At 43.5% G+C, this 18,256-nt stretch carries 20 protein-coding genes and 1 pseudogene; 12 read left to right on the forward strand and 9 right to left on the reverse strand.

Features of this window, described 5'->3' with window-relative positions:
* The 6 genes from NW199_RS00005 to NW199_RS00030 all read left to right on the forward strand — a co-directional run.
* The coding region (locus tag NW199_RS00005) for an ATP-binding protein (protein ID WP_258333209.1) at positions 1-193 on the forward strand (193 nt) is incomplete at its 5' end.
* Positions 171-806, forward strand: coding sequence for a response regulator transcription factor (locus tag NW199_RS00010; RefSeq protein WP_258333210.1), 636 nt, complete (start codon positions 171-173; stop codon positions 804-806). The genes NW199_RS00005 and NW199_RS00010, both read left to right, overlap by 23 nt.
* A 96-nt stretch (positions 807-902) precedes the next feature.
* Positions 903-1,529, forward strand: a complete 627-nt coding sequence (locus NW199_RS00015; RefSeq protein WP_258333211.1) for a LexA family protein — start codon at positions 903-905, stop codon at positions 1,527-1,529.
* Positions 1,530-1,541: 12 nt separating this feature from the next.
* Entirely contained in the window at positions 1,542-2,801 is a 1,260-nt protein-coding gene (locus NW199_RS00020) for a Y-family DNA polymerase (protein WP_258333212.1), read from the forward strand.
* Between the two features lie 57 nt (positions 2,802-2,858).
* Positions 2,859-3,683 carry a sulfite exporter TauE/SafE family protein gene (locus NW199_RS00025; protein ID WP_258333213.1) on the forward strand — a complete coding sequence of 275 codons (825 nt, stop codon included), beginning with the start codon at positions 2,859-2,861 and terminating at the stop codon, positions 3,681-3,683.
* 182 nt (positions 3,684-3,865) lie between these two features.
* Positions 3,866-5,068 (forward strand): ATP-binding protein, encoded by a 1,203-nt coding sequence (locus NW199_RS00030; RefSeq protein ID WP_258333214.1) that lies wholly within the window; start codon positions 3,866-3,868, stop codon positions 5,066-5,068.
* Positions 5,069-5,236: 168 nt separating this feature from the next.
* Here the strand turns inward: NW199_RS00030 and NW199_RS00035 are convergent, their stop codons facing one another.
* Positions 5,237-5,983 carry a basic amino acid ABC transporter substrate-binding protein gene (locus NW199_RS00035; RefSeq protein WP_022473401.1) on the reverse strand — a complete coding sequence of 249 codons (747 nt, stop codon included), beginning with the start codon at positions 5,981-5,983 and terminating at the stop codon, positions 5,237-5,239.
* 664 nt (positions 5,984-6,647) lie between these two features.
* On the opposite strand from NW199_RS00035, the gene NW199_RS00040 reads away from it, so the two are divergent.
* A complete protein-coding gene (locus NW199_RS00040) occupies positions 6,648-7,955 on the forward strand; it encodes a Na+/H+ antiporter NhaC family protein (protein WP_258333215.1) in 1,308 nt (435 codons plus the stop codon).
* 1 nt (position 7,956) lies between these two features.
* Here the strand turns inward: NW199_RS00040 and NW199_RS00045 are convergent, their stop codons facing one another.
* Positions 7,957-8,526, reverse strand: a complete 570-nt coding sequence (locus NW199_RS00045; protein WP_258333216.1) for a hypothetical protein — start codon at positions 8,524-8,526, stop codon at positions 7,957-7,959.
* A 210-nt stretch (positions 8,527-8,736) separates the two neighbouring features.
* Here NW199_RS00045 and NW199_RS00050 point away from each other — a divergent pair, with 210 nt between their 5' ends.
* Positions 8,737-9,900: an MFS transporter gene (locus NW199_RS00050; RefSeq protein ID WP_258333217.1), complete on the forward strand. Its 1,164-nt coding sequence runs from the start codon at positions 8,737-8,739 to the stop codon at positions 9,898-9,900.
* Positions 9,901-9,915: 15 nt separating this feature from the next.
* Here the strand turns inward: NW199_RS00050 and NW199_RS00055 are convergent, their stop codons facing one another.
* The 3 genes from NW199_RS00055 to NW199_RS00065 all read right to left on the reverse strand — a co-directional run bounded on the left by NW199_RS00055 (position 9,916) and on the right by NW199_RS00065 (position 12,773).
* Entirely contained in the window at positions 9,916-10,887 is a 972-nt protein-coding gene (locus tag NW199_RS00055; protein ID WP_258333218.1) for a DUF362 domain-containing protein, read from the reverse strand.
* Between the two features lie 12 nt (positions 10,888-10,899).
* Positions 10,900-11,319, reverse strand: a complete 420-nt coding sequence (locus NW199_RS00060; RefSeq protein ID WP_258333219.1) for a cyclophilin-like fold protein — start codon at positions 11,317-11,319, stop codon at positions 10,900-10,902.
* Positions 11,320-11,498: 179 nt separating this feature from the next.
* Positions 11,499-12,773 (reverse strand): MFS transporter, encoded by a 1,275-nt coding sequence (locus NW199_RS00065; RefSeq protein ID WP_258333220.1) that lies wholly within the window; start codon positions 12,771-12,773, stop codon positions 11,499-11,501.
* Between the two features lie 97 nt (positions 12,774-12,870).
* Here NW199_RS00065 and NW199_RS00070 point away from each other — a divergent pair, with 97 nt between their 5' ends.
* The 4 genes from NW199_RS00070 to NW199_RS00085 all read left to right on the forward strand — a co-directional run bounded on the left by NW199_RS00070 (position 12,871) and on the right by NW199_RS00085 (position 16,460).
* Complete coding sequence (locus NW199_RS00070) at positions 12,871-13,761, forward strand: LysR family transcriptional regulator (RefSeq protein WP_249092686.1); 891 nt, start codon at positions 12,871-12,873, stop codon at positions 13,759-13,761.
* Between the two features lie 261 nt (positions 13,762-14,022).
* On the forward strand, positions 14,023-14,469 hold the full coding sequence (locus NW199_RS00075; RefSeq protein ID WP_249092687.1) for a GNAT family N-acetyltransferase: 447 nt from the start codon (positions 14,023-14,025) through the stop codon (positions 14,467-14,469).
* Between the two features lie 524 nt (positions 14,470-14,993).
* Complete coding sequence (locus NW199_RS00080; RefSeq protein WP_258333221.1) at positions 14,994-15,116, forward strand: hypothetical protein; 123 nt, start codon at positions 14,994-14,996, stop codon at positions 15,114-15,116.
* 171 nt (positions 15,117-15,287) lie between these two features.
* Entirely contained in the window at positions 15,288-16,460 is a 1,173-nt protein-coding gene (locus NW199_RS00085; RefSeq protein ID WP_249092688.1) for an MFS transporter, read from the forward strand.
* A 21-nt stretch (positions 16,461-16,481) separates the two neighbouring features.
* Here the strand turns inward: NW199_RS00085 and NW199_RS00090 are convergent, their stop codons facing one another.
* The 4 genes and pseudogenes from NW199_RS00090 to NW199_RS08840 form a co-directional block, all read right to left on the reverse strand.
* Positions 16,482-17,015 (reverse strand): hypothetical protein, encoded by a 534-nt coding sequence (locus NW199_RS00090; RefSeq protein WP_249092689.1) that lies wholly within the window; start codon positions 17,013-17,015, stop codon positions 16,482-16,484.
* A gap of 116 nt (positions 17,016-17,131) precedes the next feature.
* On the reverse strand, positions 17,132-17,521 hold the full coding sequence (mutT, locus tag NW199_RS00095; RefSeq protein WP_249092690.1) for an 8-oxo-dGTP diphosphatase MutT: 390 nt from the start codon (positions 17,519-17,521) through the stop codon (positions 17,132-17,134).
* A gap of 4 nt (positions 17,522-17,525) precedes the next feature.
* Positions 17,526-17,882 (reverse strand): annotated as a pseudogene (locus NW199_RS08835) (DUF3427 domain-containing protein); the annotation flags it as partial.
* A gap of 18 nt (positions 17,883-17,900) precedes the next feature.
* Positions 17,901-18,248 (reverse strand): hypothetical protein, encoded by a 348-nt coding sequence (locus tag NW199_RS08840; protein ID WP_507237021.1) that lies wholly within the window; start codon positions 18,246-18,248, stop codon positions 17,901-17,903.
* Positions 18,249-18,256: the final 8 nt, after the last annotated feature.

Below are 18,256 nucleotides of genomic sequence, written 5' to 3' on the forward strand. Positions count from 1 at the left end.
CCGTTCACGGCGAGGAGGATGTCAAAGTGAAAAAATTGAAGGACTGGGGTTGGGGCTGTCCATTTGTCGAGTGATTGCCGAACGGCATACCACTCGTCTTCAATTCGAAGCGTTTAATCCTCACGGTTTAATGGTTAAACTTAGCTTTGATAACTGCAATAGAAAAAACAATGAAAGCTCTTGTGAATCCTGATCTTTATCGTCCCATTGTCCGAATCATCGATGATGAGGAAACGGTTCGAAATTCTGAAGCCTTTACGTTGAGAGTCGTGGGATTGGAGACGGCTTGCTATGCGACGGCCGAAGAGTTTTTGGAAAAAGATGATCTTCGATATCCCGGCTGCATTATTTTGGATGTGCGAATGCCGGGGATGAGTGGGCCTGAGCTGCAGCAGGAAATTAACAAGCGGGAAATAGATCTTCCGATTATTTTTCTATCGGCGCATGGCAACATTGGTCTGGCGGTTGACACCTTGAAGCGGGGAGCGAAAGACTTTTACGAAAAACCCGTTGAACCGGAAAAATTGCGCGAAACCGCTGCACGATTAGTTGAGGAAAATCTTCAGGCCAGACGAAAACAGTACGAGACGCAGATGCTGCATGCGCAATATGAGGCGCTGACAAATCGTGAACGTATGATTTTGAAACTGGTGGCTCAGAATTTATCCAATAAAGTCATCGCCGATCAACTGCAAATTCAAGAACATACGGTCAAAATCCATCGCGGCAACGCCTGCCATAAACTCAATATTCGCACGGCATTGGAAGTTCATCAATTTTTGACCCGGATAGGGGAATTAGACTAAAAATTTCTACTCTCTACCTGATTTAAGTCCATCAAGAACTTTAATTGACTTTTATTGATTGTGTATTACAATTTCAATAAAAGATAAGGAACGGTTATGTTAAAAAAGCAGCGTGGCGGTAAAAGAGTTAACGCCGGTCGTAAACCGGAAGGGGATGCAGCCTTAAAGGCAACCATTATTGCTCGTGTGACTGCGGATCAGAAAAGGGTGTTTCAGGAAAAAGGGGGCGGAAAGTGGCTTCGACAGACTTTGACAACCTCTGACAGCATTACAAAGAATTCATCTGTCGGTATAAAGGCCGTTCATCCGCGCTCAAAAATTTCAGTGCCTTTCTTTGAATATTCTGTGCAGGCAGGCTTTCCGTCGCCGGCGGAAAGTTACAAGGAAACGATTGACTTTAATGAACTGTTAGTTGATAACGATGCGGCCACCTTTGTTTTAAGAGTCTCCGGTCAATCGATGATTGATGCGGGGCTTTCGGAAGATGATTTAATTGTTGTAGATCGCTCCCGCAGTCCTAAGAATGGAGACATCGTTGTCATGCAGATTGATAACGACTATACCGTCAAGCGATTTGTGCGCACACCTGAGGGCTTTTATTTAAAAGCGGAGAATTCAAGCGGTCAATACCCGGATATTTATCCGCAGGAAGGTCAGGAGTGGCAGTTATTCGGGGTTGTCAATTTCGTGATCAAATCTGTTTCCAGGAAAGTCGCCGCTTAGCTGAGGGTACCTATGTACGCTCTGATTGATGGAAATTCTTTTTATGCCTCGTGTGAACGCGTTTTCAGACCCGATTTACGTCACCGTCCGGTGGTTGTTTTAAGTAACAACGATGGCTGTATTGTCACGCTGACGGCAGAAGCTAAAGCACTGGGACTAAAAAGAGGCATACCGTTTTATCAGGTTAAAGATATTATTCGCCGCCATCAGGTTGCGGTCTTTTCAAGCAACTACGAGCTCTACGGCGATATGTCTTCCCGTATGATGAATATCATTGCCGGTTTGGTGCCTGCCATTGAGGTTTACTCCATTGATGAGTGCTTTGCGGATCTCTCAGGATTAGATGACTTAACAACATTAGGGTTTTCCATTCGGAAACGTATTGGACAATGGATTGGCATTCCGGCTTGTGTCGGCATTGCTCCCACCAAAACACTAGCCAAATACTGCAATCATTTAGCTAAGAAAATCCCGGCTCTTCATGGTGTTTTAAATTGGAATGACCTTTCTTTCTCAAGACAAGAAAAAGCATTGGCTTATCAAGGAGTTGAGGAAATTTGGGGAATCGGCTCCCAATTGGCTATGCGTTTAAAGAAACTCGGGATTCAAACGCCTCTGGATTTAGCCCAAGCTTCTGAAAGTTTATTAAAGCAGTGTTTCCCTATTAATGTGATTCAAACAGCCCGAGAACTCCGGGGGATTGAGTCAATTGAGTTTGAACCTACGCCTCCAACGAGAAAAAGAATTCTTCGCAGCCGAAGCTTTTCCAAGGATGTGTTCGATCGAAACGACCTTTTAAGCGCAATTACCATGCATGCTGAAGAGGCCGCGCGAGTCTTACGGCAAGAGCATCTGATGACCTCCCGAGTCGGTATTTTTCTTTATTCAAACCGCTTTAAAACGGAAAAGCCTGTGTACGCCACCATGGATGCTGTTGATTTGGCAATGTACGTAAACGACACACCAACCATATTAAAGAGCGCCGTAACACTTCTGGAAAAACACTACGTGAAAGGAATTGCCTATAAAAAAGCCGGCGTTATTTTGGAAAATATTCGGCGTAAAGGGGAAACGACTGAAGATTTGTTTGGCCTTGTAAGGGAAAAACAGGAACGTTTATCGGAAACATTGGACCAAATAAACAATAAATACGGAAACGGCACGATTTGCTTTTCGGCTGTTAAACGCGATTCGGAAGATTGGAAAATGAAGCGCGAAATGAAAAGTCCTTCCTATACCACTCGGTTTTCTGATGTTCTTCGTGTTGGTTAAAAGCTTCTTCTAAGAAAAAATACTTGTTGATAAGCCATATAGAAAAGTATATAACCAATGGAAGGTACCTCTTTAATTGCTTTTTTGATCATGGACTTTTTATTCTTTTTGGTGGTTGGTGTTTGTGTCGGTACATTTGGGACACTTATCGGACTTGGTGGCGGCCTGATTCTTGTGCCGCTTTTCATGTATACGATGTACGCTCCCGATGGTTCCATGACGTTCAGCACAGTTCAGCAAATTATCGGTACCAGTCTTTTTGCTGTAGCTTGTAACGCAGTCTCCGGAGCTTATGCCTATATGAAACAAAAGCGCATTATGTTCCGAGCGGCGATACCGTTTGCGCTTAGTACCATTCCCGGTGCTTTTTGTGGCAGTTTCGTCTCCAAATATTTCACTGGCGCGAGTTTTTCCATCGCTTTTGGTTGCCTGCTTGTCGTTTTAGGTTGCTTCATGTATTGGAAATCCAATTCCAAACGAGCCACTGCGCGTCCTGAAGACTTCGATCCGGCAACGGCCCCGTTTAACCTTTGGCTTGGTGTAGTTCTGACCTTTGGTGTTGGGTTTATCTCGACTATTTTTGGCATTGGCGGCGGTATTATCGATGTCCCAATGATGGTTTTTATTTTGGGTTTCCCGGCTCAAATCGCCACCGCGTCTTCAACCTTCATTTTGATGGTCAGCTCTCTGGTGGGCACAATTAGCCATGCTTCCTTGAATCACATTATTTGGGTTCCGGCCATTTGTATTGGTTGCGGCTGTGTGATCGGTGCTCAGATCGGCGCCCGTATTGCAAAGAAGAGCAAACCAAGACTCCTTGTGATCATTCTCTCGGTTACGATGGTTCTTATGGGAATTAACCTTGTCGTACGGGGGCTGTGAGCAAATTAAGTCCAGTTCGTAACGAAAATCTGGCAATACTAAAAAGTTTATCAACCGAATCAGTCATAGTTTTAAAAACTGTCAACTATTTTCAGGCAAGGTCACATAGTGTCAATTGTCTAAAAAATATTTTATACTTTAGCAAAAATTTCGAAAGTATAAAATTTAATTTTGACGATCTTATGATTCCTCGTCCTTATTACATTGAGCAGTTAAAACGGTTAAAAGATAAACCGATCATCAAAATACTTACCGGCACGAGGCGCAGTGGTAAGTCGACGATTTTGCAATTATGGAAAAACGAGCTGTTAGCCAGCGGAATTAACGAAAATCACATTATTGAATTAAATTTGGCAGATTTATCTAATGAGTCGTTAAGGAATAAAAAATCCCTATACGATTTCATTGCTTCAAAAATAGCCAAAGATTCAATTTATTACGTATTCATTGATGAGATACAAGAATGTCCGGGGTTTGAGAAGGTCGCCGAAAGCCTAATGTTGTTCGGAAACATTGACCTTTATATGACCGGTTCGAATGCCTATGTTCTATCAGGAGAATTGACAACATATTTGACGGGTCGTTACTTGGAAATCAAGGTTTATCCGTTTTCATTCAAAGAATTTTTAACAACAAGAGAACATGATGAACCTTCCAGAGAAAATTTAGCGGTTTACCTTACGGAAGGCAGTTTCCCGGGGGCGCTTTTATTTAGAGGAATGCCTAGAGAGCGCAAAGACTATTATCAAATGCTGTTTGATTCTATGATTTTGAAAGATGTGGGTAATCGAAAAGGAATCAAAGATGTCACGTTGTTAATCAAGTTGTCTCAAATTCTGGCTTCAAGCTTGGGATCCTCGTTATCAGTTAGAAAAATTGCCAATACGGCTAAGTCCTTCGGAGTATCGTTTTCTGAACCAACAATTTCAGCTTACTTAAAAGCACTGGAGGACGCCTATTTTTGCTTTAAAGTTCCGCGATTCAACCTTAAGGGTCGTCAGTTATTAAAACAGGATGAGAAATATTATTTGGTTGATCCGACCTTTCGGCAGTTCTTAATAAGCAGTATAAGCCCGGATTTGGGTCATGTAATTGAAAATATTGTTTATTTAGAACTTAAGAGACGATATCAGTCTGTTTATGTTGGCACAGATAGGGCGGGGGAAGTTGATTTTGTAGCGGCTAATGGAAATGATTATGTTTATTACCAAGTAGCGGCTTACCTTTCTGATGAGCAAACTCTTGAGAGAGAATTAAACTCATTAAAGAATATTGCCGATCATTATCCTAAATGTATTTTGACATTGGATCCTTTGTTTATCGGTCAACAATATTCTGGGATACGGTGTCTGAGTCTTTTGAACTGGTTAGTGTCAGAAAATTAATTTTTTCGTTCAAAGTCGGACAAGTTGGCCTTTATACTGCTGTGCCAGACGAAGAATCAGTTAACTAGCATTTCACAGTCTGCAAAAATTTAGGTCAGTGGAAAAGCAATGAAAATACCAAGGCAAACCTCTTGGATGATGGATTGCCTTGGGTTCGGATGTACTGAGTTAGTGAGTTTTTTTGCCTAACCACTTTTCGTAAATTTTGTCATACTCGCCACTTGCTTTAATAGCTGCCAGACCTTTGTTGAGTTTTTCGACGAGCGCCTGATTATTTTTGGAGACCGCAAAACCAACCTGTTTCGGATTGTAGAGGTGAGGAACGATCAACAGATCCTTGTCATGGTGCTGACTTTGATAATGGCGAGCTGTCGTATCACCTAAAAGCGCAGCCTCACAGCCGCCCATTTTCAGTTCCATCAATGCTTCGGCTACTTGGTCAAAATTCATCACCTTAGCCCCTTTAACCGATTGTGCCAAAAGAGAGCCGGTGGAACCTATCTGAGCACAAATAGCTTTACCTTCGATGTCTTTGAGCTCTGAGTACTTGTCTTTGTTTGCCGCCTTAATGACCATTGCCAGGCCAACATCGTAGTAAGGGTCAGAGAAAAGTACCTGTTTTTTGCGTTCATCTGTAATCGTGATTGCGGCCACGGCTACGTCAATCATATTGGTTTGAAGAGCGGGGATGATGCCTGCAAACTGCATATTTTGAATTTTTGCTTCATCACCGACAGCTTTGGCAACCGCTTTAATGATGTCCATGTCAAAACCGACGATTTCTTCGCTTTTTTGGTCTTTGAATTCAAAAGGGGCTAAGCCCGCATCGGTGCCAACGAGGATGGTAGCGGCCTGCGCAGCAGTGCTGCCGGCAACAATGGTTGCAAAAATGAGGCTTGCAAGTGTTTTTTTCATTTTAAAAATCCTTTCATGGGATATTGTTCAAACACAATGCGAAGCAGTTTACAAAAAAGTTTTTCCAACAAAAAATAACTAACCAATTGAAAATAGACGAGTTTTTTTAATATATATTTGAATAAAAGGCTTGATTGGCCGACAAAATAAGCTGAAAATTTTGAACAGATCAACTTTTATTAAATAAAAATCTTATTTCGCAGTTCACCGAATACATAACAGTGATTATCGGTATAAGGGCTTTGCAGTAGAAGGCCAAAGTAGAAAAGTAATGATTTTTTATGAAAGGCTTTATCCTGTCGACAAATTGAAGATTTGACTGCGATCAAAATTTGCAGAATTTTGAGCTTTATTTTTTCAGCAGAAGCATCCAGTTGCAGGATTTCGGATTGGCTAGTGTTAGAAATTAATTTTTTCCTCGGTCTTTCAAATAAGTGATTATTTATATGAGATATCAGTTGGTTAGAAGAGGAACTTTGAATAACTAAACACTCGTGATAATTCAACATAACTATTATTATGTTGCGAGATATTAAGAGGAATCAAGGCGGAATTTTTAAAGTTAGGACGATTGCCTTACGCACTCTACTGTAAACGAATTTTCCTTTTGTTATTTAGTTAGGCGTAGTATAAGTCGAACCAGTTAAAAATTTTGAGGTGTCAGATGGATTTGATTTTGAATCCGATTATTCTTTCAGTGTTGGTGCTTTGCGTATTGTGTTTGGTTAAAGTCAATGTACTTTTAGCTTTGATATTCGCAGCTATTACAGCCGGTATCTCCGGTCACCTTGAAATCGGTCAAACGATGACTTTGTTGGCTGACGGTTTTTCCGCTAACGCCACAACAGCCTTATCCTATATATTATTAGGCACATTCGCCGTTGCTATCGCTGATACCGGACTGATGCAGATGTTGGTTGCGTGGCTATCTAAACATTTAAGATCACGCAGGATGGTTTTCTGTTTGGTTCTCGCATTTATTGCCTGTTTGTCCCAAAACGTGGTACCTGTTCATATCGCTTTCATTCCGCTTCTTATTCCGCCTCTTTTGACTTTGATGAACAAAATGCAGTTGGATCGACGTGCCGCTGCTTGCGCATTAAGTTTTGGTCTGGAAGCTCCTTATATTACCTTACCGATTGGTTTCGGTCTTATTTTCCAAGGCATTGTTGCCGACAGCATGACGCGAAGCGGTATGACAACCACGGTTTCAGATGTGGCTTCTGTCAATTGGATTCTTGGCCTATCAATGTTTATTGGTCTTTTGGTCATGATTTTCGGCTTTTATCGAAAGCCAAGGAAATATAAAGACTCTGAAGCTGCACTTGAGGTAAAGACTGAGGTTGTTGCGAAGCTTGAACAAAAGCACTGGGCAGCACTTATCGCTATTGTTTTGGCGGTGGCAGTTCAGCTTATTTGGCAATCTTTACCTTTAGCCGCCTTATTTGGACTGATTGTCATGATTTTGGGCAGGGCTTTTAGTTTTTCGGAATTGGATCAGCATATTGCCCACGGTATTTCCATGATGGGATTTATTGCCTTTGTCATGCTGATTGCCGGCGGGTATGCGGCGATTCTCAAAGAAACCGGTGCTGTCGGACAATTAATTGAAAGTGTCGTCCCTTATTTGCACACCAATAAGGTTATGGCTGCCACGATCATCGTTTTGATCGGTTTAATTGTCACCATGGGGATCGGAACTTCCTTCGGCACTGTTCCTATTTTGGCTGTAATTTACGTGCCTTTGTGTGAGGCTGTTGGTTTTTCACTGCCCGCGACCATTCTTCTAATGTCAGCGGCTGGAGCCTTGGGCGATGCCGGGTCTCCGGCTTCGGATACGACGCTTGGACCAACGAGCGGGTTAAACGCAGATGGCCAGCATGATCATATTTGGGATACTTGTGTTCCGACCTTTATTGCCTACAACATTCCGCTTATGCTGGCAGGCATAATCGGAGCTCAGTTCCTCTGAGTTATTCCGAAGGAGTCATTGCTTTCAAAACGATTTCTGCGTTTTGTCTGCACGTATCATTATTGTTTTGTGCGCAAGCTTGTTGAACTAATTTCCAGATGTCTCTTTTGTACGGATGCAATATCAGAGCCTGAAGAGCTGAGGACTGTGCTGTCGCATAGTCCTTTGTTTCCAGACTGCTTGCAGCCAGATTGCACCATATTGATGTTTCTGCAGGATTGGCCTTTGCGGCGCGTTGAAAGAGTTTAACGGCAAGACTGTAGTCTTTCTGGTTAAAGGCATTGATTCCGTAGGCATTGAGCTGTTCGGCCATCTGCGCCTGTCCGATTCCAGGTCTTGGAAAAGATTGAATCAGCGCCAAAAGCTCCTTGAGTTCAGAAGGCTTATACAGTCTTTGATTCAAAATTTCTAAAACCGATGTAATTGGCGTTACCGATGACGCTTCTTGAATTCTTTCATGCTGTTCTTCAGGCATATCTTTTGTAATCGGCTGAGCTTGAAGCGAACTCGAGAACAATATTAATAGACTAACTGACACTAAAAGCGATTGGGATAACTTGTTATTCAACATAATTTTCAATGCCAGATCTTTTAAACTTGAAATAAAAAAAACATCTATCCATTCTATATTTTGTATTGTATCATAATTCGATCTTGAAAAGCAAATAAAAATTAAGGATTGTATTAAAATTATTTCAAAAATAAATTAAATAACCTATTTTCCCAACGATCAATCTGTTATGCTAATCCCCGTCACCGGTTCATCGCAGTGGGCTTTGCCGTGCAGAAATTTTTCGTTTATTTACTCTCTCTTGGTCATTTATGTGTGGATTTGGCACCAGGTGCCCTCCCCGCTATTCTCCCCTTCTTAGTTTTATACAACGGGTTAAGCTACACAGAAGTGGCAGGCCTTATGTTTGCTTCATCCTGCTTGTCTTCTATTGTTCAGCCGGTATTTGGTTATTGGGCGGACAAGAGTTCAAAACAATGGTTTATGGCGTTGGGTATCGCAATGAGCGGTATCGGTTTGGGGATTTCCGGCCTTTTTTCTAATTATTGGTTTGTTTTTATCGCCATTACACTGATGGGAGTGGGAAGCTCGATCTTTCACCCTGTCGCGGCGCGGACTGTTAATCGTATTTCTTCAGGTAATAAAGCCACCGGAATCGGTATTTTCTCGGTTGGCGGCAACCTCGGTTTTGGCGTTGCTCCAATGATTGCGGCTGCAGCTCTGAGCGTATGGGGCACTTCAGGGACTGTATTGTTTTTGGTTTTCGGACTTTTGATGTCTTCGTTAATGATTTGGGCTGTCCCAAAAATGGTTGCTTCTGTACGGGCTGAGAACCAAAAAATCCCGGCAAATAAAAAGAAAGTATCGACCGGCAGCACGAACGATTGGCATGGATTTATGCGCTTGAGCTTTGTCATTTTATTTAGAAGTATCGCGCAGACAAGCGTTTTGGCCTTCCTTCCCCTTTACTGTATCTACCGCTTTGGTATATCAGAAGCTTTATCGGGGACTTTATTGTCCTTCCTTTGTTTAAGCGGTGCGGTTATGACCGTGTTGGGCGGTTGGTTAACCGATAAAGTGGGATTGATTCGTGCTTGCAAGTTGGGTTATTTATTGATGGCCCCCGCCTTTGCACTAGTGTTGGTAGTTCCCTCAGTATGGTGGATATACCCGATTCTTATTCTGATCAGCTTCACGTTGAATGGAACCTATGCGGCTTTTGTGGTTTTGGGACAATCTTATTTAGCCAAAAACGTTGGATTGGCTTCGGGCGTAACCATGGGATTGTCAGCAAGTTTAGGTGGGATTTTTACACCGATTTTAGGAATGGTGGCTGACGCATACGGCATTACCACCGTTATGGTGATGCTCGTTGTAATCGGTGCGCTTTGCGCCATCTCTTCGTTCCTGTTGCCTGAACCAAAAAGTGAATAGCGCAAAGCTAACGAATTATTTAATTTCGGTGAACCGGTAGTGCGTGTAACCGACGCTGTTATTTTCGGCAATGGCCGTCAACATGGTGGAGTGTCGTTTTTCCCAGATTTGTCTGACCGTCTCATTCGGTGCGGCACCAAAAGTTAAATCGATGGAGGCCTGATCAACGGCAACAGGATCAAGGCTCGCCAAAATGCCGATATTGCCAAGATTGGTAGCATGCTCGCAACCATCGGTCGGTTCAAAAGCATCCAGAACGTTAACGAATGCCCATCTCCCCTGCTTAGCTTGCATGGCGGCTTTAACAGCATCTGCCATCGCTTCGCAGGTCGTTTGATCATCGCGCGATGAAAAATGATCCATCACTTCACCGGCTGAGTGGATAAGGCATTTTCCTTCCACACCTGTTCCCATGCAAATGGACAAATTTTTGAGGGTGCCACCATAGAAATCTAAAAAATGGGCTTTAAAGCGAACCATTGATATCAGCGTATCGTAATTGGCAAAATGACTGCCGGTTCTGGCAAATTTCAAGTGGTAGCCTTTTGATACCGGAAGATCCATGTATCCGTCAGCATCCAAAATATCAATGGGGGCGATGGTTTCGTCAAAACCGTTGCCACGAGCAACTTCCAGATGTTTGCTCGCTGTGTCTCTTGGCGGATAGCAATTATTGTCAATTAAAGTGGCTTTTGTGTGATCGGCTAAAGCCTTTACTAATTGCGGATCTAAATGCGGTCCACCAGGAGTCTCAAAAGTCATTTTGATGCCAACGCGTCCTTTAAGTGCTTGTTTTAATGCACTATAGACACGAATTAACGCCTCTGAATTGACTTGCGGTACAAAGAAAACTTCCGGAGCGCTGGCATCGTTGAGGCGGTGAGTCAAGCGCGAGGTTAGGTCGTTGTCGGCAGCGAGAGTCAGTCCGGGAGCGGCCAATGCCCCGACTGTCAGAGCCGATGATTTAAGAAAGTCTCGTCTTTTCATACTAACTCTCCACTATTTTTTAATTGCTCTGAATGTAACAGGCTGATTTCCGCTTTGTTTAAGAGCTTCGGTGGCTTCGGATGACATTTTCCCCATCGGGACTAAATCTTCTGAATGTCTGAAATCTTTGACGAAAACACAAATGTTTCCCCAAGGAATGTAATAGGCTAGATCTCCGAGTTTCGGATCAGTAGCTGTCGGTGCTGAACCGATCGTTAAAGGTTGTTTTAAATAAGCGATGCGTTCGGTTGAACCAAAATTTTCAAATGTTAGCGTCATTGGCAGCCTGTCAGCAAAGGACCGAGCCGCCTCATGCTCGATAAGTTCAACGGTAAAAGCGCGTTCCCCGATCACCATTTCAATGGTTTGGGCCATAACAGTTTCTCCCATCAATAAAGTGCTTAAAACAAAAGGCAGCAGGATTTTTTTCATTTTTTTCTCCCTTTTGAACAAATTTTCTTTGTTTTATTTTTGCAAAAGCTCTTTGAGAATGATTGCCTGAATGTCGCTCATCTTTGAGGAATTCTCTACGATTGATATTTTTGGTTCTTTTTAACAGCGACAAAAAAGCCGAGCAGTTTTTGCCCGGCTTTTTCCCCTATTAATACGGATTAGTTGAAAACACTTTGATGCCGTTTAATCATCACCAGTCCCATCGTAAGCAGCGCACAGATAAATAAGAAAGCACCCTGTAATGAAACGGCCGATGAAATCGCTCCAATCAATGCCGGTCCGGCTAATAAGCCACCATAGCCCACTGTGGTAACAGCGGTAATGGCTTTGACACTATCCATTGAGTTGGTTCTGGAGGCAGCAGAAATCAGAATCGGCGCCAAGTTGGCAATACCCAAACCCATCACAAAGAGTGAGGCAAACGCAGCGATCGGATGAGGTATAAAAACAAGTGCCAAAAGCGTTACTAAAATCAAAAGCGTGCCAATCGTTAAAACGGCTTGAGGGCCCAACTTTGTCGTTAATCGGTCACCGGTCAAGCGAGAAATAGCCATTGCGATGACAAAGAGCGTGTACCCGAAAGCACTGGCTTCTTGGGGTACTCCGGCATTGTCTCGAAGATAAATCGCACTCCAGTCGAGCATTGCGCCTTCGGCCAGAAAGATGACGCCACAAATGACAGCCAAAACACCGATGGGGCCTAGCAGGCTAAAACGGATTTTGCCGGTCTTTTCTTTCTTGGGTGCTTCGAGTTTGGTGTTTTCAATTTTTCGCAAAATAGCGATTAACACTAAAGCCAAAACAATCATCAAGAATCCGACGGCGGTTATCGGGGCAAAACCTGAGACGAATAAAGCAGTCAGAGCCGCGGCTGATGCGACCTCACCGATGGAGTAGGCGGCGTGCAGCCCGCTCATGAGACGGCTTTTTTGACGGTTTTCAAGATAGGTGCCGTAAATGTTGACGCTGACTTCAAGGCAACCTAGGGCAACGCCGTAGGCTAGTAATGCAAGGCACTCAAAGTAAAATCCTGGCATCAGCGCCAAAAGCACTAAAAGCAGGCAAGAGGCAAGACCTGATAAGGCAATGGCGTTTCTTGCGCCCAGTCTCTGAGTTAGGGTACCCGCAAGAGGCATACCGACAAAGGATCCCACCCCTAATCCCAAAAGAAGGAATCCCAAAACATAAGGCTCAAGCGCAAGCTTGGATTGCACAAAGGGAATCAAAGGCGCCCATGATGCAACGGTGAAACCTCCGGTGAAAAAGCCGATACGGGCAGCCCAAAGTTCAAACTTTGAGACGGCTTTTGTACGGTTTGCCGCATTGGTTTTCTCACTGAAAGGTAAGTCAGACTGGGTATGAAGTACTGATAAGTCATGTTCAGAAGTGCTGACTGCACTGTCTGGTTTGTGTTTTAGAGAATGTAAAGCCATAAATAACTAATTGATTAACCTAGATACTTGCTATTATTTCATCAAAAAGCCGAAATAACGAGTTAGAATCTATCAACATTCTGATAGAGGTGCCGTAATGGGTCTTAAAATTGATGAAATTCGCTCTTTTGTAGCGGTGGCGGAAACGGGTTCCTTTTCGGCGGCCGCGAGAAACCTCAAGCGAGCGCAGTCGGTAGTGTCCATGCACATTGCCGGTTTTGAAGCCGAACTTGGTTATAAACTTTTCGATCGAACCCCTAAACCGGTGCTAACTGCTCAAGGTCGAGAGCTTTTGGTCGGAGCCAAACGTGTTTTAGTGGAAGCCGATCGTCTGCAAAACCGCGCGCTTACACTTAGCGAGACTCAAACTCCCTCCATTTATATGGGTATTGATTTGGTGCTTGAAGCACCGGTCATGATTGATTTATTAAGACTTTTTGCTAAATCATTCCCCTCGGTTCGTCTGCAGATTGAAAATATTTCGGGTTCGGAAGCCAAGTGGTTTTTCACGAAAACAGCCATGAATTTGGCTTTGGTTTTCTCATCAGATCCGTCGCTAGAAAGTGATGAATATATTTTGGGCCACTCCCCGTTATCGATTGTCGTGGCAAAGAATCATCCGCTTGCGGCCATTGACAGACCAACAGTGGATGATTTGAGACGTTATCGTCAGATAGTCGTTCATGCGCGTGATCCGCAATCCCCCAGTCCTGCTGTGGTTAACACGGATTATTGGGAAATCGATAGTGGTTTATGGGCTTTGGGGTTAGCAGCCCGTGGGGTGGGTTGGGCCATTTTGCCGAACTTCCTTTTAATCGGTCAGTCCGCTTTTCGCAGTTCAGTGGTGACGATTAACTCTCCGTTCAGACTTGAAGCTCAGCGTCTCGTTCTCAGAAGTAAAAAGGGAGAAGTCAGCGCAGAGATAATTGATTGGTGGGCTAAGACCATTGATAAAAATAAAACAAAGTTAGGACTTCAGGTTCAATAGTACAAGACAGAATCGGTTAAATTTTCGCTCTATTTGACACGAAGTGAAGGAATAACTGAAGGATAATAAAGCAAAGAAAGCAGAGGGGTCTTGAAAATTGCCGTCAGTTCCGCAAACCTCAACCATTTGTTGGTCAATTGCCCAGGCTCTGGCTCATGGAGCATGATCGTTTTTTACGGAACTTAATTAATGACTAACTTTCTAGGCAATGGTGCTTGATCTTATTACAATAAATCGTGCCTATTTTATTTCTGTGCCACCATGAACTTTATTGTTAAGCATTTTTCTGAACTGTCCACTGAAGAGCTCTTTAAAATTTATCGGTTACGAGTAGCCGTTTTTGTCGTCGAGCAGCAATGCGCCTATCAGGAAGTCGATGAGGCAGATAAAGTTTCCTACCATCTTTGGCTTCAAGAAGGCGAAACAATTTTGGCCTATTTAAGAGTCATTCCTGCCGGTGTCCTCAGACATGAAGTCTCATTGGGCCGAGTGATTGCTGTTAAGCGTCATCAGGGACTCGGGACAAAAATCGTCGAACACGCAATTGCGTTTGCAAAAGAACAATTAGGAGCTGGAGAAATTGTCATTGAGGCACAGACTTACGTACGAGGTTTGTATGAAAAATTAGGTTTTAGGGCAGAGTCTGAAGAATTTTTAGAAGACGGAATTCCCCATGTTCGTATGAGACTTCTTCTTAAAAAAACTTAAGAAGGTACAGACAAATTGCTTTCAACCTGATAAAATTCACGCCCTAACGTTCGTTAGGTACCTTTAGGGGCATAGCACAATGGTTAGTGTACTCGGCTCTGAACCGAGGTATCTTGGTTCGATTCCAAGTGCCCCCGCCACTCTCTCCCTCGTTTAATTCAATTCGTTGACTTCACAAGACATTCAAAGATTTTTGTCAACACTCTTTATCTTATCCGCACTTTCCTTCTTTTCCGACAAAACCATCATGTTGAAAACGACTATCCGATTGTCTTTCACGGGTTCTTGCCCCTACAGTTTTTCGGTGTGTTCGTAGCGATCGGTTTGTATCTGGTGCTGCTGTATTTTTGTGGCTATTACGTTTCGACCGCTTTGTATTTGATTGGATCGCTTTTGTTTTTGAAGGTACCGATGAAATACAACCTGATGACTGTTGTCGTGATGATCATGATGGTGGCGGTTGTGTTCTCGTATTTTCAGTTCCCCTTCCCACGGGGCTTTTATTCGGCTAAAAGGAGTCCGACATGTTAGAGACATTATCTTCAATGGGCGCGGGCTTCATCAATGCCTTTTCACCGATAAACCTTCTTGCAATGGTGGCCTCCACCGCTTTGGGGATCACGATCGGATGTCTTCCGGGGGATTGACTTTAAGGACGATAAACAATTGGGCGAACTGATCAAGGCCCAGGACGTTTTTGCCCTCGAAGTGATTTCGAAGCTCTATTAATTTCAGATTTAATTCAGATCTGACTGTTCGTTTGTGAATGAGGCCGCGAAGGGATTACACTTTCGGGGTCTTTTTTTGATTTTTAACCAATGACAGGGATAAAAAATACGGCTTATCCGCCAATCATTGTTTTTCTAGCCTTGCTGATGACGATTCTGGTCATGCGCGGACCCATCACCTGTGTGGGCGCTGTTGCAGAGGAAATCATTAAAACCCTTCATATCGGCTACCCCGCTTACGGATTTCTCACCGCACTACCCATCGCTTGTTTCGGACTCTTTTGCGCGGCGGCGCCAGCAATGAGCAAACGTTTCGGGCTTCTCGTTACCGTATTGATTTGTTTAGCACTGATTCTTATCGGCACGGCAGGTCGTCTAATCCCTTCTTATTCAGTCATGCTTATGGCAACAGCTCTCATCGGAATCGGCATTGCCGTTCTCAATGTGTTGATGCCTGTTTTGCTTAGAGATTATTTTCCGAATAACATCGCCCTGGTTATGGGAGTGTTCACAGGATTTATCGGTTTTTCCGGATCAATAGGCGCTTATTTTTCAGTGCCGCTTTTAGATGCGTTTGGTTCTCTTGAGGCCCCTTTAGGGCTTTGGGTGCTGATGTCGGCTTTGGCGCTTGTGGCGTGGTTTTTGGCGCCCCGCGCTAAACGAATCACTGTGGCGGGCGGCGCTTTTCAGTGGGCGCTATTGAAAAAGCCCCTGACATGGGCCGTGATTTTTGTGATGGGAATGCAGTCGCTCACTATTTATACAACGGTGGCGTGGCTTCCCACCATTTTGAGCACTTTAGGTTTTTCTGCTTCCGAGGCCGGATTGGGCTCCGCTGTTTTCTTGCTCGTGAGCGCGCCAGCGAGTATTTTGACGGCGGCTTTCATCAAAGCGGTCGGCGGTGAGCGCCCGGCCTCCCTGATTATGACGGCAAGTTTTGCTATCGGCATCGTCCTTTGGTTATTGGGCGGAACCTGGTCCTTTGTGGGATGTGTTTTAGCCGGTATTCCCCAAGGCATCACTTTCAGTATGGCGATGATTTTAATGGCAAAAAAGACCAACAGTCTTTCTCAGCTTTTGGTCATTTCCAGTCTTGCGCAGGGAATCGGTTACGTTTTGGCCGGTTTTGGCCCCTTTATCTGCGGTCTGCTTTACCAAGGGGATGGTCAGTGGCTGTCTGTGGTTGGTTTCATGTTGTGCGCGGTGGCACTTTGGGGACTGAGCGCCTGGTATGCATTCGGTGACCGAAAGCTTTTTGATTAGGCGCTCATTACCATTGGTGCTTTAATTTTTAACTTTGACGTCGGGGAAATCTTCAAGAAGCCCTTCTGTCACGTTGGTAGCCAATTTCTCATAAGGCGGCTTGATCTTGTGATAGGCTGAAGCAACAAGGTCTGTCGCCAAAGCGATGTGCCAATCGTCAAGCTGCGAATTCGGTAGTGAATCCGATGAGTAAGTCTTTTTGTAAATCAGCTCGCCTTGAGCGTCGTGCAATTCGTAGTGGACTCGAAGCTTTGTGTAGGTACCCAATACCGCGTAGTTATTTTGAACACCTTCAATTCTCGCAACGAGTTTGGCATCGGCGCTGTCTGATTTAGAAGTTTCGTGAAGAACCTTATAGCCCTTCTCTTCTAATCCTTTTTGGGTCTTTTTAAGTAGAACTTGATAAATGTCGGACTCGACGTTGTTTTTAGGCATCCCCGTGTAAACGTAGATGCTGTCGATTCCTTCAGTATTGATTTCCGGTTGATGTGTAAAAGTTGAGCAACCGGTTAAAAGTACCGCACAGGCGGAGAGGGTCAAAAGCTTTGTACGCATTGGCGAACTCCGTCAAAAATGAAATTAGAGTTCGCCATTTTAACTAAAAAGCTTTCTGACATTTTTGAAAAATCGTAAAAAAATATGAATTCTCAATAAGTTATAGCTTCTGGCAATTACTTTAAGTAACACTTGAGTTTTTCGATAAGGGAGAGATCCGCCGGTAACCAGTTCACTGTGTCTAAAGTATCGATTGTTAACCATTTGGCGTCTTCATGCTCCTTGAGAACAAGATCGCCGTGCTTAATGGAACAGATGAAGCAGTGCATCTTCAAGTGAAACTTCGGGTAGTCATACTCCACGGTATCAATGAGGTCTCCTACCTCGATATCTGTTTCAAGTTCTTCTTTAATTTCGCGAACTAGCGCTTTTTGAGGTGTCTCCCCTGCTTCCATCTTGCCGCCGGGAAACTCCCAACCGCCTTCAAATTCACCGTACCCGCGTTGAGTGGCGAAAATTTGATCATCGTGTTTAATGATTGCAGCGACGACTTCAATCGTTTTCATTCATTTACCCTGCAGTAATATATTCAAAAATGTCTGCACGAACTGGCGTTTCAAGTTTGTATTGAATCTCAAAAGCCGTATCGTTGGACTCCGGCATTCTAACCTCTGTCGGATTTCCATGTGCGTTTATTTCTCCGAAGAAATAAAATTCTTTAGTTTCTTTGTCGTCTTTATTTTTTCTCACAAAAAGATAAATTTTGTTGTTCCGATCGGCTTCGGTACGCTTAAACATATGGTCAGCGTCTGTCGAACTCGCTTTTCTCGGGTGCTTAGATAATGCAATGAGTTCATCCGGAGAAATGAATCGGTCTTCATATGCAATAGCGTTCTCTTCTTTAACGTAGTTAATAAAGACAGGAAGTGTCTTAGTTTCTGCGTCTTAGAAGTATCCGCCAATATTTTGAGCATTTAAATTGCGAGTCCACCCTAAAAGACGTTGAACCTCATCATAGGTGTATTTTTGATATAAAACAAAATCTGTTTCTTTATAGCGATTTGCGTATTGTATTTGATTTTGTTTTAAACCAAACTCAATGGTCTCAGTCAATAGATTTCTAAATGCGAGATTTGATTGAATAGATTGAACTAGGTACGGATCAATCGAATAGCTACCATTAGCATTTTGATGGATAAAAGCAAGATTTTTTAATTTTTGAGAATTAAATGTGCCTGATAGTTGTTTGGTTAAATTGATTATCTTGTATTCAGAGCTAGTAAATATTCCCATTGTTTTTC

It is taken from the genome of Parasutterella secunda (assembly GCF_024733725.1).
Classification (GTDB): domain Bacteria; phylum Pseudomonadota; class Gammaproteobacteria; order Burkholderiales; family Burkholderiaceae_F; genus Aphodousia; species Aphodousia faecalis.

What these genes read in the sequence shown, in the direction of transcription:
- NW199_RS00010 (WP_258333210.1), top strand. Translation starts at nt 171, where the DNA reads ATGAAAGCTCTTGTGAATCCTGATCTTTATCGTCCCATTGTCCGAATC.
- NW199_RS00015 (WP_258333211.1), top strand. Translation starts at nt 903, where the DNA reads ATGTTAAAAAAGCAGCGTGGCGGTAAAAGAGTTAACGCCGGTCGTAAA.
- NW199_RS00020 (WP_258333212.1), top strand. Translation starts at nt 1,542, where the DNA reads ATGTACGCTCTGATTGATGGAAATTCTTTTTATGCCTCGTGTGAACGC.
- NW199_RS00025 (WP_258333213.1), top strand. Translation starts at nt 2,859, where the DNA reads ATGGAAGGTACCTCTTTAATTGCTTTTTTGATCATGGACTTTTTATTC.
- NW199_RS00030 (WP_258333214.1), top strand. Translation starts at nt 3,866, where the DNA reads ATGATTCCTCGTCCTTATTACATTGAGCAGTTAAAACGGTTAAAAGAT.
- NW199_RS00035 (WP_022473401.1), bottom strand. Translation starts at nt 5,983, where the DNA reads ATGAAAAAAACACTTGCAAGCCTCATTTTTGCAACCATTGTTGCCGGC.
- NW199_RS00040 (WP_258333215.1), top strand. Translation starts at nt 6,648, where the DNA reads ATGGATTTGATTTTGAATCCGATTATTCTTTCAGTGTTGGTGCTTTGC.
- NW199_RS00045 (WP_258333216.1), bottom strand. Translation starts at nt 8,526, where the DNA reads ATGTTGAATAACAAGTTATCCCAATCGCTTTTAGTGTCAGTTAGTCTA.
- NW199_RS00055 (WP_258333218.1), bottom strand. Translation starts at nt 10,887, where the DNA reads ATGAAAAGACGAGACTTTCTTAAATCATCGGCTCTGACAGTCGGGGCA.
- NW199_RS00060 (WP_258333219.1), bottom strand. Translation starts at nt 11,319, where the DNA reads ATGAAAAAAATCCTGCTGCCTTTTGTTTTAAGCACTTTATTGATGGGA.
- NW199_RS00065 (WP_258333220.1), bottom strand. Translation starts at nt 12,773, where the DNA reads ATGGCTTTACATTCTCTAAAACACAAACCAGACAGTGCAGTCAGCACT.
- NW199_RS00070 (WP_249092686.1), top strand. Translation starts at nt 12,871, where the DNA reads ATGGGTCTTAAAATTGATGAAATTCGCTCTTTTGTAGCGGTGGCGGAA.
- NW199_RS00075 (WP_249092687.1), top strand. Translation starts at nt 14,023, where the DNA reads ATGAACTTTATTGTTAAGCATTTTTCTGAACTGTCCACTGAAGAGCTC.
- NW199_RS00080 (WP_258333221.1), top strand. Translation starts at nt 14,994, where the DNA reads ATGTTAGAGACATTATCTTCAATGGGCGCGGGCTTCATCAATGCCTTT.
- NW199_RS00085 (WP_249092688.1), top strand. Translation starts at nt 15,288, where the DNA reads ATGACAGGGATAAAAAATACGGCTTATCCGCCAATCATTGTTTTTCTA.
- NW199_RS00090 (WP_249092689.1), bottom strand. Translation starts at nt 17,015, where the DNA reads ATGCGTACAAAGCTTTTGACCCTCTCCGCCTGTGCGGTACTTTTAACC.
- mutT (WP_249092690.1), bottom strand. Translation starts at nt 17,521, where the DNA reads ATGAAAACGATTGAAGTCGTCGCTGCAATCATTAAACACGATGATCAA.
- NW199_RS08840 (WP_507237021.1), bottom strand. Translation starts at nt 18,248, where the DNA reads ATGGGAATATTTACTAGCTCTGAATACAAGATAATCAATTTAACCAAA.